At 62.7% G+C, this 13,225-nt stretch carries 14 protein-coding genes and 2 pseudogenes; 7 read left to right on the forward strand and 9 right to left on the reverse strand.

Annotated elements, in window-relative coordinates; translation table 11 throughout:
- The first annotated feature begins 68 nt into the window (after positions 1 to 68).
- Entirely contained in the window at positions 69 to 545 is a 477-nt protein-coding gene (locus BGI27_RS07975; protein ID WP_095524351.1) for a DUF488 domain-containing protein, read from the forward strand.
- Here the strand turns inward: BGI27_RS07975 and BGI27_RS07980 are convergent.
- The gene (locus BGI27_RS07980) at positions 502 to 1,332 is read right to left on the reverse strand and encodes a hypothetical protein (RefSeq protein ID WP_095524352.1); all 831 of its coding nucleotides are present in this window, start codon (positions 1,330 to 1,332) and stop codon (positions 502 to 504) included. The genes BGI27_RS07975 and BGI27_RS07980 overlap by 44 nt on opposite strands.
- A gap of 153 nt (positions 1,333 to 1,485) precedes the next feature.
- On the opposite strand from BGI27_RS07980, the gene BGI27_RS07985 reads away from it, so the two are divergent.
- Positions 1,486 to 1,776, forward strand: coding sequence for a hypothetical protein (locus BGI27_RS07985; protein ID WP_095524353.1), 291 nt, complete (start codon positions 1,486 to 1,488; stop codon positions 1,774 to 1,776).
- Positions 1,777 to 1,779: 3 nt separating this feature from the next.
- On the opposite strand, the gene BGI27_RS07990 is transcribed toward BGI27_RS07985, so the two are convergent.
- Both BGI27_RS07990 and BGI27_RS18860 read right to left on the reverse strand, forming a co-directional pair.
- Entirely contained in the window at positions 1,780 to 2,721 is a 942-nt protein-coding gene (locus BGI27_RS07990) for a COG2958 family protein (protein ID WP_095524354.1), read from the reverse strand.
- A gap of 9 nt (positions 2,722 to 2,730) precedes the next feature.
- Positions 2,731 to 3,720: pseudogene (locus BGI27_RS18860) on the reverse strand (SLATT domain-containing protein).
- Between the two features lie 9 nt (positions 3,721 to 3,729).
- Here BGI27_RS18860 and BGI27_RS18865 point away from each other — a divergent pair.
- The 3 genes and pseudogenes from BGI27_RS18865 to BGI27_RS08010 all read left to right on the forward strand — a co-directional run bounded on the left by BGI27_RS18865 (position 3,730) and on the right by BGI27_RS08010 (position 5,964).
- Positions 3,730 to 4,131, forward strand: a complete 402-nt coding sequence (locus BGI27_RS18865; protein ID WP_420886925.1) for a hypothetical protein — start codon at positions 3,730 to 3,732, stop codon at positions 4,129 to 4,131.
- Between the two features lie 86 nt (positions 4,132 to 4,217).
- Entirely contained in the window at positions 4,218 to 5,033 is an 816-nt protein-coding gene (locus tag BGI27_RS08005; protein WP_095524356.1) for a CCDC34 family protein, read from the forward strand.
- Between the two features lie 166 nt (positions 5,034 to 5,199).
- Positions 5,200 to 5,964: pseudogene (locus tag BGI27_RS08010) on the forward strand (putative molybdenum carrier protein).
- A gap of 109 nt (positions 5,965 to 6,073) precedes the next feature.
- Here the strand turns inward: BGI27_RS08010 and BGI27_RS08015 are convergent.
- From BGI27_RS08015 to BGI27_RS08040, 6 genes are all read right to left on the reverse strand, one after another.
- Positions 6,074 to 7,231 carry a hypothetical protein gene (locus BGI27_RS08015; RefSeq protein WP_223871686.1) on the reverse strand — a complete coding sequence of 386 codons (1,158 nt, stop codon included), beginning with the start codon at positions 7,229 to 7,231 and terminating at the stop codon, positions 6,074 to 6,076.
- Positions 7,232 to 8,116, reverse strand: a complete 885-nt coding sequence (locus BGI27_RS08020) for a plasmid partitioning protein RepB C-terminal domain-containing protein (protein WP_095524357.1) — start codon at positions 8,114 to 8,116, stop codon at positions 7,232 to 7,234. It lies immediately after the preceding gene.
- Entirely contained in the window at positions 8,113 to 9,012 is a 900-nt protein-coding gene (locus BGI27_RS08025) for a plasmid partitioning protein RepB C-terminal domain-containing protein (RefSeq protein ID WP_095524358.1), read from the reverse strand. Before BGI27_RS08025 ends, BGI27_RS08020 begins: the two co-directional genes overlap by 4 nt.
- Positions 9,009 to 10,574, reverse strand: coding sequence for a recombinase family protein (locus BGI27_RS08030; protein ID WP_170942980.1), 1,566 nt, complete (start codon positions 10,572 to 10,574; stop codon positions 9,009 to 9,011). The genes BGI27_RS08025 and BGI27_RS08030 overlap by 4 nt, the downstream gene beginning before the upstream one ends.
- A 164-nt stretch (positions 10,575 to 10,738) precedes the next feature.
- Positions 10,739 to 11,188 carry a hypothetical protein gene (locus BGI27_RS08035; protein WP_223871687.1) on the reverse strand — a complete coding sequence of 150 codons (450 nt, stop codon included), beginning with the start codon at positions 11,186 to 11,188 and terminating at the stop codon, positions 10,739 to 10,741.
- A gap of 86 nt (positions 11,189 to 11,274) precedes the next feature.
- Positions 11,275 to 11,892 (reverse strand): type IV toxin-antitoxin system AbiEi family antitoxin domain-containing protein, encoded by a 618-nt coding sequence (locus tag BGI27_RS08040; protein ID WP_095524360.1) that lies wholly within the window; start codon positions 11,890 to 11,892, stop codon positions 11,275 to 11,277.
- Positions 11,893 to 12,038: 146 nt separating this feature from the next.
- On the opposite strand from BGI27_RS08040, the gene BGI27_RS08045 reads away from it, so the two are divergent.
- Positions 12,039 to 12,371, forward strand: coding sequence for a UPF0175 family protein (locus BGI27_RS08045; protein WP_095524361.1), 333 nt, complete (start codon positions 12,039 to 12,041; stop codon positions 12,369 to 12,371).
- Positions 12,368 to 12,865, forward strand: a complete 498-nt coding sequence (locus BGI27_RS08050; RefSeq protein ID WP_095524362.1) for a PIN domain-containing protein — start codon at positions 12,368 to 12,370, stop codon at positions 12,863 to 12,865. The genes BGI27_RS08045 and BGI27_RS08050 overlap by 4 nt, the downstream gene beginning before the upstream one ends.
- Positions 12,866 to 13,225: the final 360 nt, after the last annotated feature.

Genomic DNA, 13,225 nt, shown 5'->3' on the forward strand with positions numbered 1-13,225 from the left:
CTGTCCGGGAGGGGTGCCCCTCCGGGGGAGCCTCCGGTAAAATCACCTGTTTAGAGGGGCAGAAAAGAATGACTGTATTCACAATCGGCTACGAAGGACTGGACATCGACGATTTCATGTCGCTGCTCTCCGAGCACGGCATTGAAACCGTCGTGGACATCCGCGAGCTGCCCCTGTCCCGCAAACCCGGTTTCTCGAAGAAGGCGCTGGCCAACGTCCTCAACCTCTCCGGCCTCGAGTACGTCCACATCGTCGAGCTGGGCTGCCCGAGGCCCGTGCGCGACGGCTACCGGGCCGATGGCGATTGGAAACGCTACACGGCGGGTTTCCTCAAGTACCTGAAGACGCAGAAAGACGCCATCGCTGAATTGGCCGATCTGGTGCAATCCTCGACCTGCGCGCTGCTGTGCTACGAGGCCGATTTCAATTTCTGCCACCGCTCGATGGTGGCCGACGCCGTCAGCAAGCAGTGCGACGCGGACATCGAACACATCCCCGTCGTCAAAGCAGCGACATCTGCCGGTCGTCAACTGGCGTTCGCTTAGGCGGGTAGATCAGGCTGACGATCAGCCACTGGTCTTGGAACCGGTGCTGGTTGCCCATCAAAAACATCAGTTCCTTGCTGCCGAGGTCTTCCTCCAGCTTGGCGCGAAACGGCTGCTCCGAATCGACGCCGTGGCTCTGGCGGCACTTCCAGAACAGCGCGCCCGCCTCCCAATCCACGATCTTGTGCCGGTGTTCCTTCTCGCCCTCCGGCGTGTCGCACACGTAGCGGTAGTGGAAGTCGAAGGGCACCTTGCGCAACTGCTTCACCTGCTTGCGTTCCTCGACTTCCGAAAACAGATTGCCCTGCATCTGCTCTTGCAGCAGCTTCTCGCGCTCCTCGTCCGTCCAGTCCGGGTTGCGAGCTTTCGTGATGTCGAGGCCCAGCAGTCGCTTGGGGCGCAGCAGGGCAAGCGATAAGCCATCGGCAAGGCGGGCAGCATCGATGGCGTCGAAACTCTCGAAGGACGGCATCTTGTCCAGCCATTCCCACCGGCTGGCCCACGCCTTCTTGGTGTCGATCACCTCGCCGCAGTTGATGGTATCGACGTAAACCTTGTGGCTTTCGGGCCGGTGATCCTTGTTGGCCTTCTCGACGCGAACGTCGATCCACTGCCACTTCTTGAACTGCTGGCCATCCTCGACCATCCGGAACGGCACGGGGAAAAGGCGGCGCATTGCGCCACCTTGGGCGATGCCCGCGACGCAGGAGGTTTCCACGTACTGCGCGCTCGGCGACGGATAGGTCTTCGCCAGTATCAGGATTCTTTCCACCCGTCCCAAAGCCATCGCGCGTCTCCCTCGTTTTCTTGATTGTCAGCCGCCACGCCCGGTTTGGGTTGGCGGCTTCGCAACGCGCCATCCCCATAGCATCCGAACGCGCTTGGCTTCTCGGCCAGACAGCGCGTTCATGTCATCCGTATCGACCACGGAGCAACCACCATGAGCAACCGATTCAAGAAAGCTGTCATCGACGACGTGACCGCGCGCAACATCGACGCCAGTCTGCAAGAGAACCTGCTCGACCTGTTCGAGTCGGCCATGAAGTCGGTGGCCACGACGCTGGTGCGCGAGGCCAAATTCGACACCACCGACTTCGCCACCGCGAAGATGCGCGGCTGCGAGGGCTTCACGCTGCTGGTGAGCCGCGCCCGCGCGGATTCCCGCGACGGCTGGTTCGGCGCGCTTCAGCGGGGTGACGAACGCCTCGACGTGGTCGGCCATCTGGAATAACCCTCACTCCTCCGCCTCGGGCACGTCCCAGTCCGCCCGGCGCGCTTCGCCGGTCTGGTAGAACTGCTTCACCAGCTTCACGTACTCCAGAAAATCCTTGTTCTCCGTGGCCAGTCGGTTGGCCATGTCCCAATCGATCTCGTCGCGCTCGCGGGCCGGAATCAGCACTTGGCTGTCAGCGGGGTTGTCCACGTCCAGCTTGATGAAGCCGATGCCGTGGGCCGCGAAGAGCATCCGCAACTCCTTCAGCGTGTCCTGCCCGCCGACCTCCGCCGCGACCAAGTAGCCGAAGTTCGCCCACGACGAGTTCGACACCGCCTGAAAGAAGCACTCGCGCACGTTCGAGCGGTTGATCAGCAGCTTGACCTCGAACGACCACAGCTTGGTGCGCTTGTCGGAATACTGGGTCACGCAGTCGCGCACTTCCTGATGCCAGTCCGCGCCCAAGTCCTCCATGCCCACCACGTCTGGGTAGAGCCAGCGGTTGCCGTTCGGCCCGCGCTTGTTCGACGACCGCTTCTCGTCCACACGCTTGGAATACAAGTCGAACTCCTCCCACAGATACTGCGAGAGCAGCGGGTACAAGGCGTGCTCGTCGAGCTTGGGCTGCCCGGCGTCCGCCGCAGTGATGGCCGCCGCGCTTTCGACCGCCGCCACTTCCGCGCTGTCGGACTTCTCCGAGTAGTAATACTTGCGCGGACGGCCTTCCGTCGTCTTCACCTCCGTGTGCCGCTTCTGCAACACCGGACGCTGCGAGCTGATCTCGGCAACCAGTTGCTGCACCAGCTCGGCATCGTTGGTGATGAACTTGCTGCCTGCCTTCTTGGCCTGACACTCGGCGGGGAACGTGGCGAACACCCACTCGGCGATCTGCCGCGCGGTGAACTTCTCTTCGGGCCGGTCTTTCAGGTAGCCAACGACAGCCTTCGCCAGATTGAGTGCCATATCGGTTCCTTACTTGGTGTTCGGCGAAGCGGAAGAAGCCCGGCGCAACGTGGCGGGCAGAAACTTGTCGATCTCCTCGTCCGAGAACGTCAATTCCTCCTGCGCCTTCAAGCCATCACTGGCAATTCCGTAGGCCTTGGCATTCGTTCTTGGTGCTGCGGCATAGATGCCCGCGAGCCTTGCTTGCAGCGCATCGCGCTTCTCCCGCGCTGCCGGAATGTCCAGATTGCCGTCGTGAAGGTCGGAAAGGATGGAAAAATAGGATTCCCGTATATCCCACAGTTCACTGGCCGTTTTCTTGTGCTTCTCCGCTTGCTAGCCGGGGTCAACGTCCTTCATATACGACGTCAACACCAGCAGGATGGTCGAAAACAAAGTCGAAACGACCGTGGCAATTTGGGCGACCTTTGGATCACCAAGCAACGCCGTGATCAAACCGCCGGTGGTGATGGCGGACAAAACGATCTGCACAATCTTGACCCGCTGAAGTCGCCCCATGCACAGATCGGCACATTTTTCGTGCGTCTTGGTCGAGTAAACAACACGCCCGAAGCATTCGCGTATTTGAGCCTCGATGGCTTCTTCGCGCTCAGGCCCGGCCCCGGTCTTTTCCGCAGCTTGCACGAGTCCTTCGATTACGTCACCGAAGTCCTCGACAACCCGGCAGGTCTCGTTCGCATCACCGGCTCGTCGCGCTTTGACTGGCGCAGCTATGGCGAATTGATGGAGTGGTATCACAGCCTGCGTGGCTCGGATCGCTTTGGCGCGTGGACGGCGCTCACGCCGTTCTTCGTCTGCGGCAATACGGGGGTGCTGCACTCGTACAGCACCGAGCGTTGGGCGCGTGCTGGCTTGAGCAGGCCCGCAGAGGAGCCCGCCAAGTGGTTCGTGCTCCGCCCCGGCCTGCAGGATGCCCAGCTCGCTATCCGGCTGGAAATGGAGGAGTATGGCTGGGCCAAGCTGCACCTGACGCTCGACGATGCCACAGCCACGATTCACCTGTCAGAGGTGTTCGACCCATTCCCCGAATTGGTGGCTTGGGGGCGTGAGATCGGCGAAGGCGATCTGCCAATCGAGATGGAAATCGACGAGGAGGGTCAGGAGGCGGTGCTGACGGTGCTGCGCACCGATGATCCGCAGCGCGTGCTGCTGCGCGTCACGCGCAAATACGAGAACACGACGCTACTGGAGGGCATCATGGCGCGCGCCACCTTGGCGGCGGCCTTGAAGGCGGAGTTGCTCCGGTTTTTCGCGGTGGAGTTCGATCCGCAGCATTGGGATTTGCGGGGCGATCCCGAAGACATCGAAGACGACCACGTCTTCGTCAAGGACACCGTTCTGAATCACCCGTGGCTCGCCACTGCCGATAGCGCAAACGGGCCGCGCAGTCAGGATACGGAGGTTCTATGAACCCAAACGCCGCCGTGCTGCTGATGCTGCTTTGCATGCTCGCCGCGTAGGCATGGGTTTGGCGCGTCATCGCCACGCGCCGAACGGTGCGCGGGAAAAACCGCTTCATCGCGCACCTGATTGGCGCACTGGCGGGCAGCGGTGCGGTGTTCGGCGCGTTCTGCCTGAGCGGAGCCTTGCTGATGCCGGGCGCGGGCGACGGGACATCGATTGCGATTGGGGTATTCGGCGCGCTGGTGCTTTGCGCGTATCTCGGCGCATTGCATTCCCCAAAGCAGAAGGCGTCGCAAAGCGCCGAGGCTGAGCCTGCCGTGCTGGTAGCGGTCGCCGGGACGAAGACTGACGCAAGCCCTGTGTCGCGCGTGTCGCGCAAACCCTTCAAGGATTCGCTCCAGTCATGGTGGCAGGAGGAAAAACGCAGGCAGGAAGAATTTCTGCGGCAAGAGGAACGCAAGCGCGTCTCGCGGGAAAAGGCGCTGGGCATGCCATTCGGCACGTTTTTCTCGGAGCGGATGGAAGACCACCTCATGCTTTGGGGCGGTGTGCTGTTCCTCATCGTGTGGGGGTGCCTGTTTGCTTTCGTCCCCTCGGCGGAGGACTGGCTGACCCGGCTGGTTGTGAGTTTCATCGTCGCGTGCCTGCTGGCTGCCGTGTGGGGCGTGTCCTGCATCGTGATCGTCCCGGCCATATTGCTGCTCTTGGCGCTGCTGCCATTTGCTTGCGTCAGCATTCTTGCGGAGGCGTGGTGGCGCATTCGCCACAACCAGCCCTACATCGCGCCACCCGTTGTCATCAGCTACGACAGCATCGCCCCTTCGGCCCCAACCCGGAACGCCGGCAACTGGCTCGTGCCGCTGGCCATTGGGCTGTGGATAGGAAATGCGTGGGGCAAGGACGATTGAGGGTGACTGAATCATGAGCAATGTCGGAAACCCGCCGTTCGTTCCAGTCCTCACCGTGATGGTGGACTACGGCAATGCGCCGTTCCTGTGGCTGGTGGAAAGTCCTGACCAGGGCGGTGTCGGGCCGAACCTGTGCGACGGCTCGTTTTGGGATGATTCTTTCCCGATGTCCGAAGGGCTTTGGCGCAAGTTCGCCGACTGGGCCATCGAGTTCGACCGCACGGCGTTCTACTCCGACGCTTTCAACGCCGACGACTGGGATTGGCCTGCCTTCCACGCACGCGGAGTGCAACTGTCCCGCTGGCTGAAAGAGGAAGTCGGCACTGCGTATCGCGTCGTGTACGACAAGCCTTTCGAAGACCCGAATCACCGCATTGACGAACGCACGGAAATACTCGCAGACGGCACGCTGTTTCCGCTGCCGCCGTTTCGCAGTCCGTTCCCCGAACCACTTCGCTTCTGCGAACGCATCGTCTCCGATGGACAGACGGGGGCGGATCGCGGCGCGCTGGATTTCGCCATCAAGCACGGCTATCCGCACGGAGGGTGAACCCCGCACGGGCGTGAAGCCGAGGATGGCCTTGTCCCACTGAAATACCAGCTCACGGAACTGGCCGATGGCGGCTACCGCCAACGCACCCGACGCAATGTGGAGGAGAGTGATGGCACCTTGATCGTCAATCTCGGCGAACTGGACGGCGGGACGCTGGCAACCGAAGCCTTCGCCCGGCAGAGAGGTCAGCCGCATCTCATTGTGCAGCTCGACGCCGGGGTCACAGCAGATGCGGCGGCCAGTGTTCTTGCATGGCTGCGTGAATACACCATCAAGACCTTGAACGTCGCTGGCCCGCGAGAGAGCAAGCGACCGGGCATCTACCGATTGACCGGAGAACTATTGGAAGCGGTCAATGCCTTGCTTCACCCGGCTTGATGCGTTTGCATAAGCACCCGGCGAAATGAGCGAAATCAGCGAAATGAGAGGCCCGACAAGCGTTTGCAGGCGTCTTGGCTCGGCGAAACGAGCGAAATGAGCTTTCGCGCTACGCGAGCCGGTACACGCGCGTCGGCGTGCCCGGCGCATCGGCGGGCCGCTCGACCGTTTGCACGCTGATCTTCGGCGGCGTGCTGGCCAACAGGTGCTCCAGACCGGCGTCGATCCGCGCCTTCGGCATCTTGCCCTTGAAGCATTCGGCGCTGATCTGGCTGCGTGTGGCCTGACCGCGTTCGCGGAGAAAGACCAGCACGCGGTTCGACAGTTCCCGCACCTGCGCCAGCTTCGCTTCCTCGGCGGCGCTGACGAACACGAAGCGGACGGAGGCCGTGGCGTGCCGAATCCACACCATCGCCGCGTCGATGTGCGGGGTGTCGATACGGGTTTGCAGATCGGCCAGCGCCATCAGCATCGCCAGCCGCAGCAGCATCGGAGCGCGGCGCTCCAGCAATGCACCGGCGACGCCGTCGCCGAGATCGTCGTTCAACTCGCCCCGGTAGAGCTGGGCGTAGCGCCACTGCGCCTGCGGCGACAGTTCCATTCGCAGGTGGTCACGCTCGTCGTGCCGGTCAGCGCGGACGAAGGCGTAGAGCCGGTTCGACTTGGTGGCGGGCTTGAGGTCGACGCCATCCCAACAGTCGCGCAGCGCCGCCGACAGGGTGTTGCCGTCGCGCCGCCCCTGATGCAGCACGTTGGCGAATTCCGACTCGACCACCCACAGGCGCTTGTCCTCGATGGCGGGCACGTCCTGCCGACCTTGCCGGTAGCCGTCGTGCATCAACGCCACCAGCCCTTCGCGGCTGGAGAGGCCGCCGCGATGAATCTGTGGCGCGAAGGCTTCGTCCATCTCGCGCAACGCCTGATCGATGCGCAGCACCAGCGATACCGCATCGCCCTTGCGGCCACGGCCCGAACGTCCGACGTGCAGGCAGAACAGGCGCGCGTGGTGGCGGGTATTGCCGATGGGCAGGTACACGCCGCGCCCGACCGCACAGGATAGATAGGCCATGAAGTTGGCGGCGATGGCCACGGCGTTGGTCTCCGTGCCTTCGCTGCCCGCGCGGGCGACGTCGCCGATCAGTCCATACAGGCAAGCTGGGCCGGCATCGGGAGCGTTGCGATGCGCGGCCATCGCTGCCTCGCCGTGGTCATCGTCGAGCGGCAGGGCAATGTGCGATGGTGCAGTGGCATCGGCGATCCGGCGCATTCATTTGCCATCCAGCGCCACGGTCTGGATGATGTTCTCGAACTCGGCCAACACGTCGGGCTGGCGTTGCGACAGAAAACGGAACACCGCCTTGTTGTCGATCAGCTTGGAGAGGTAGCCGCGCGCCAGCACGAGCAGCAGCACGTCCTGACCGTAGGATTTCTCGACCATCTTCAGTTGTCCCTGCAGGTTACCCATTTCGCGCTCCATCTTCACCATCTGTTCCGCCGTGACGCCGGATAGCTTCCGGGGCCGCTTCTCGCTGACCAGCATGTTCGGCGGCGTGGCTGCGAGCAAGGCCTCGGCGTAGGCGACGGTCATGTTGTTTGCGGTCAGCATCAGTTCCACGCACTCGACCTGTCGCGTGGGTTTCATCTTTCGCAGTACCGAGCCGAGGTTGGCGGCGAAGTGCTGATCCTTGAGCATTTCTGCAGCCTCCGGGCAAATGCCGTCGAGCAGGCTCACTTTCTTGTGGATCAGGCTGACGTCCACGCTCAACGCCTTGGCCAGCCGCTCGGGCGCGACGCCGCGCTCGACCGCGCGCCGGAGCATGTGATGCTCCTGAATCGAAGAGATGCGGTTGATCCGGTTGTTGTAGGTGTAGCTTTCGTCGTCGGTGGCGATGAGGCATGGCGCATCGACGTAGCCGAGCTGCCGCAGGGCCAGCAGGCGCATGTGCCCGTCGAGGAGGACGTGCTGGCCGGTTTTCTTGTCGGCCTTGCCCACGCTCAATGGTTCGATCAGACCGACTTCTTCCATCGACGTCACGATCTGCTTGAATTTGCGCGAAGTCAGAAGTCCTTCTGGCGGCTTGCGTGACGGCAGAATTCGATCCAACGCCAGCGTGATCGGCTCGGGGATGAACCCCAGTGGTTGCTGGCTCATGCAGAGTGGCCCCCGGCCCAGACACGCTCGGCCAGCTGTTTGGGCATGGTGTCCAGGCCTTCGGCGCGCAGCAGGTTCGAGAAATGTTCGTCGGCCAGCAGCTGGCGCAGTGCCTCGACGACGAATAGCAGGCGTTGCTGCGCGAACTCCGCCTTCTTGACCATCAGTTTTTGCCGCTCCACCTCGTGCTGGTAGTTGCGTACCAGGCTGGTCGTGGTGACGGCAGCCCCCTTGCGTGCGGGCCGGTGGGCCAGTGTCTTGCCGAGGGCACTGCGTCGTTGAAGCACGCGCCGCGCTTGCATCAGTTGCCCGCCGCGTAATTGGCCGCTTTCGTAGGCCTCTTGCAATGCAGCCTGCACCGCTTCCTCGTCGCTCGCGCCTGCGATGGTGATGGCGACATTGAGCGGAACTCGCCCGACCTCGACGGCGGCCAGCAGGCGCTCCTCGCCTTTCTCGAAGAGGAGCAGGATGCCTCTGATGTAGTCGAGGCTCAGGCCGGTTTTCTGGGCGATGACGCGTTTGTCGTAGCCCTGTTCGCTCAACTGCTCGATGCTTATCAGCAGTTCCAGCGCACTGTATTTCCTGCGGGCAATGTTCTCGGTCAGGCTCATGATGAAGGCGTCCTCGTCGTTGACCGCGACGACCAGTGCCGGGATTTCCTTCTCTCCAAGCGACTTGAACGCCTTGAGCCTGCCCTCGCCGCAGATCAGCAGGTAGCGTTTCCCGTCCTCCAGGTCATCGCGGGGCGTCACCGTGACGGGCTTCTTCAGACCGATCTTCTTGATGTTGCCGACGATTTCCTCGAACACGCGACCATTGCGGTCGCGCGGGTTGAGCACGGCGATCTGGTCGACCGGAATCATTTGCAGGTTGGTGGCTTGGTGCGGTTTTGTCATGCGGCTCTCCGGATGCGGCTGCGCTCGGCCATGCTGTAGAGGCAGTCCAGGCTGTCGAAGCGGTAGCTTTCGAATTCGAGGCCGTTGTGGTCGGCCAGATGGATGCGCGGCTGCCCGAAGTCCAGGCGCGGCAGCAGGTAGTAGTCCAGCGCAGCCTGATTGCTGTCATCGAGGCGCACGGCGACCGTGATGTCGGGTGTGAGGCTGATGTCGAAGCGCACTTTCCAGCGGCGGCGGTCGTTGCCCTGCAACTGGCAGCGCGACAGCACCAGCGACACGGTGAACTCGCGGTTGACCGTGAGCAGGTCGGTTGCCGGATCGCGGGCGACCGCACCGCCGACTTCGGCGATCATCTTTTCGGTCTGGCCGACGATCTCCGGATGCAGGCGGCGCAGGAACTGGTTGACTTCGAGGTACTGGTAGTCCCGATCCGGCGTGAAGCCCACTGCTTGATAGGCGCGAATCAGGTTGCCGAAGCGGTGCGCGTAAGCCGCCGCAGAGGGCATCCCCTCGGCTTCGTCGATGATTAGGCCGGAGAGGTAGCCGTGCTGCTGGAACAGGCGGCGCAGTTTTTCGACCAGCTCTTCGTTGGTGTACCGGTGCGCTCGTGCGCGCAGGATGCCCTGTGCGGTGTAGAACAGATCGGATCGCACGATGCCCTCGAACGCACCTTCCTTCTTGATCCACATCTCCGGCTGGTTCACGACGCGTACCTTCTTGAGTTTGAAGGAGCGGCGGTTGTAGACGTTGTTGCCGATGTATTTCTCGTTGGAGAGGATTTCGCGCACGGTGGCCCGTGTCCATGCCCGCCCCAGATCGGTGACGATGCCTTTGGCGTTGAGCCGGTCGGCGATTTCCGACTCGAACAGGTTGCCCTCGACGAACCAGCGGTAGATCTGGTTCACGACCGTGACTTCCTCGTCCGGGCCGGGTTGCAGGATCACGCGGTCGGTTTGCAGGCTCTTGTGCTCGCCGCGCGAAAGCTGCCCCTTCACCGAGCCGGACTGATCGATCAGCACGCGCCGCAGGCCGTAGCCCGCTGGCCCGCCTTGCCGGAAGCCCAGCTCGATCAGGCGGCACTGCCCGGCGAACACCTTCGCTGACAGCTCGCGGCTGTATTCGCCCGCCATCGCGCGTTTGACGCCCTTGACGATGGTGGACACCGGCGAGCCGTCATTTTCGAACTGCTCGGCACAGTAGGCGACCTGAATCCCGGCGCGGCGACAGATGTATTCGTAGTAGGCGCTCTCATCCGCGTCTTGAAACCGGCCCCAACGGCTGACGTCGTAGACGAGGATGATCTGGAAGTCGGCCTTGCCGGACTGCACGTCGGCGATCAGTTGCTGGAGCGCCTGCCTGCCGTCGATGCGCAGGCCGCTCTTGCCCTCGTCGGCGTAGGTGCGGACGATCTCGATGTTGCGCCGGGCGGCGTACTCGCGGATTTTGTCGCCCTGGTTCTCCGTCGAATATTGCTGGTGCTCGGTAGACATGCGCACGTATTGCGCGGCGCGGTACACCGGGCCTGACCCTGAAGGGCTTGGAGACGATTCGTTCGATTGCATAGACCCTGTCACTTCGATGGTTGACGTTTCGGGTCTGCCGCTCCCCTCAATGGTTGCGCTACCGCCGAGCGGACGCCGCGCACACGGTTGGAATCGTTGCCATGCACAGGATGTTCGAGAACCCGTTTGGAGACGACGTTACGGGCGGATCGCCGGGGTGTCGATCAAGTCATCTCTTTGCACACGTCCTTTTTGCAGACGCAGTCGATGTTCACGGGCGTGATCTCGACCAGCCACGCATCGCTTTCCTCTGGGAAAGGCGCGGGAATTCGCCGCAGCCGGTACAGGCCGGACGGCAGAATTGACACGTCCATTTTTGCAAGACCCTTGCCCACGCCATCGGCTCCTCCGTTCAGACCACTTTCCACGACATCGGGATTGGCGGCACGATATGCGCGCCAGTAGTCTGGATGCCGGTTGAACCACGCGCGCTGGGCGTCACGCTGGTTGTCGCGGTAGTCCGGATCGGTGCGAAGCTTGTCCTGCTGCCAGCGCAGCTTGCGGGCGCGTTGGCATTCGGCGGATGAGCAGTAGCTCTGGTTCGGGACTTGTGGGCGGGGCTGAAAGGCTTGGCCGCAGTGCGCGCAATTTCGGGGCATCGTCGAGGTCTCCATGCAAATTCGCATGGAAGCCGCGACCGATCACCACAGCCGGTCGGTCACGCGCGCGGGCGAACGCTCATGGCTGCTAGGCCGCGCGATTACTCATGGGCGACCACTTCCATATAGGGCCGCATCACGTTGGCGACCCGGCAAACCTTGGCGTAGCGCCACAGGTCGTCTGCCGATGCCTTCCGCGCCCGCCACGCATCCTTCAGCGCCTCCATCGCCACATCCAGACCGATCTTGTTGCGGTGCTTGAAGCAGTCCACGACCGTCTTGGCCGCGCTGTAGACGCGCAGCGTCGCGCCGTCGCACGGGTGTTCCTCGATGCCCGCCGCGTGCGCGTCGCCCGTCATCTGCACCATTCGGATCGGCGGCCAGTCGATGCGGGGCGCGTGGCTGCCACGCGGCATGGCGATCCAGACCTGATGCGGCAGTTGCGTGGTCAGCCCGTGGAATTGCAGCGCCGTCAGCAGGCAGAACACGGCTTGCGGTGCCTTGGCGGCCACGACCGCGAGGCCTTCGTGCTCCGAGGCCGGATGGTTCGGCAGGCGGTAGAGGCCGCGCCCGACCCTGTCCAGCAGGCCAGCGGCGGTCAGGCGCGTCAGGACGACCCGGGGCGCATCGATGGCGTCCAGATCGCTGGCGCGCAGCAGCCCTTTCTGGCGAGCCAGATCAAGGACGCGCTGGGCGTGGGTGTCGGCGAGATGTTCCATTTATTCTCCTAATTTACCATTAAAAAGTTGATTTGGAACATCGAAGCCTGTTGAGGGGCATCCACTGGAAGCTGGCCTCTACCGTGATCCTTGACGCGGATGTGGATTTGTGACCCAATATAGGGGAACAATTTGAGGCGACTCCCATGCACACCTTCACCATCCGCAAACTGCGCGAACGCTCCGGTGACCTCAGCCGTGAGGCCGAGGAAGGTCGGCTTGCGCTCGTCACCCGGCACGGGCAGCCGCTGTTCGTCAGCGTCCCCTTCACGGAGGATCTGCTGGAGGCGGGCGTCCATACGGCGTTGGCCGTGAACCTGTTCAAGAGCGGCGAGATGACCTCCGCGCGTGCCGCCAAGCTGGCTCGGATGAGCCTGCCGCAGTTTCTGGCGCATCTCTCTGCGCAGGGCATCCCGGTGGTCGATCACGATCCGGCGGAACTGGAGCAGGAACTCGCTGCCTTCGATGCGGCGCAATGAACCGGCCTGTCGTCGTTTCCGATTCCGGGCCGCTGATTGCGCTGGCCGGGTGCGGTCAACTGGAACTGCTGGTGGCTGTTTTCGATGTTCTCCATGTGCCGCAAAAGGTGCTGGATGAAACCACGGCAGATCGCTCGCGCCCGGGTGCGGTCGACATCGCCGCCTTCGTTCAGAACCGTGCACAGGTGCATGCCGACCGCGATGACGCCGTCTATGCCGCTGCCGTCGGCCACCTCGACGAAGGCGAGGCGCAAGCCCTGAGCTTGGCGCACGCGCTGAGCTGTGGCGTGCTGATGGACGAGCGCCGTGGCCGTCAAACGGCGACCCGCCAAGGTGTGCCCCTGTTCGGCGTGCTGGGTGTGCTGCTGCAAGCCAAGCGCATCGGCAAGCTGGAACGCGTCGCACCCGCATTGGAACGGATGCAGGCCAACGGCTACCGTATTTCGCAGGCGCTCATCGATCAAGCCTTGCGGCTCGCGGGCGAGACCCGCTGATTTATCAAACGGCCAAATCGTCGAATCCACGGCCTCAAGGCCAATGCGTTACTATCTGGCCCAGAAAACGGACGCGGGGTCAGTTCCGTGTTCCGCCACCAAAAATACCTTGAGTGCAAGTTTGTATGCAGCCCCGCCCTGGGGCTGTTTTTATTTCTGCGTACAAAGCATCCCCGAAATGGGGCTTCACTCGGTTCTTCTCCTTCATCCGCTTGTGCTGCTGGCCGAACATGCCTTGTTCGAGCGCCCCGATCCGACGTCCTTGGTTCGATAAAGGCGCTTCCAGTTCATCAGGAAATGCATAATGAATCGCCCCGGGTTTCCTAGACAGCCCCGAGCTTCATGAAATACTGTTTTTCA

Origin of the sequence: Candidatus Dactylopiibacterium carminicum, assembly GCF_014736495.1 — a bacterium.
Lineage (GTDB): Bacteria > Pseudomonadota > Gammaproteobacteria > Burkholderiales > Rhodocyclaceae > Uliginosibacterium > Uliginosibacterium carminicum.

Excerpts from the sequence above, each read along its gene's own strand:
- BGI27_RS07975 (WP_095524351.1), top strand. The coding sequence starts at position 69 with ATGACTGTATTCACAATCGGCTACGAAGGACTGGACATCGACGATTTC.
- BGI27_RS07980 (WP_095524352.1), bottom strand. The coding sequence starts at position 1,332 with ATGGCTTTGGGACGGGTGGAAAGAATCCTGATACTGGCGAAGACCTAT.
- BGI27_RS07985 (WP_095524353.1), top strand. The coding sequence starts at position 1,486 with ATGAGCAACCGATTCAAGAAAGCTGTCATCGACGACGTGACCGCGCGC.
- BGI27_RS07990 (WP_095524354.1), bottom strand. The coding sequence starts at position 2,721 with ATGGCACTCAATCTGGCGAAGGCTGTCGTTGGCTACCTGAAAGACCGG.
- BGI27_RS08015 (WP_223871686.1), bottom strand. The coding sequence starts at position 7,231 with ATGCGCCGGATCGCCGATGCCACTGCACCATCGCACATTGCCCTGCCG.
- BGI27_RS08020 (WP_095524357.1), bottom strand. The coding sequence starts at position 8,116 with ATGAGCCAGCAACCACTGGGGTTCATCCCCGAGCCGATCACGCTGGCG.
- BGI27_RS08025 (WP_095524358.1), bottom strand. The coding sequence starts at position 9,012 with ATGACAAAACCGCACCAAGCCACCAACCTGCAAATGATTCCGGTCGAC.
- BGI27_RS08030 (WP_170942980.1), bottom strand. The coding sequence starts at position 10,574 with ATGCAATCGAACGAATCGTCTCCAAGCCCTTCAGGGTCAGGCCCGGTG.
- BGI27_RS08035 (WP_223871687.1), bottom strand. The coding sequence starts at position 11,188 with ATGGAGACCTCGACGATGCCCCGAAATTGCGCGCACTGCGGCCAAGCC.
- BGI27_RS08040 (WP_095524360.1), bottom strand. The coding sequence starts at position 11,892 with ATGGAACATCTCGCCGACACCCACGCCCAGCGCGTCCTTGATCTGGCT.
- BGI27_RS08045 (WP_095524361.1), top strand. The coding sequence starts at position 12,039 with ATGCACACCTTCACCATCCGCAAACTGCGCGAACGCTCCGGTGACCTC.
- BGI27_RS08050 (WP_095524362.1), top strand. The coding sequence starts at position 12,368 with ATGAACCGGCCTGTCGTCGTTTCCGATTCCGGGCCGCTGATTGCGCTG.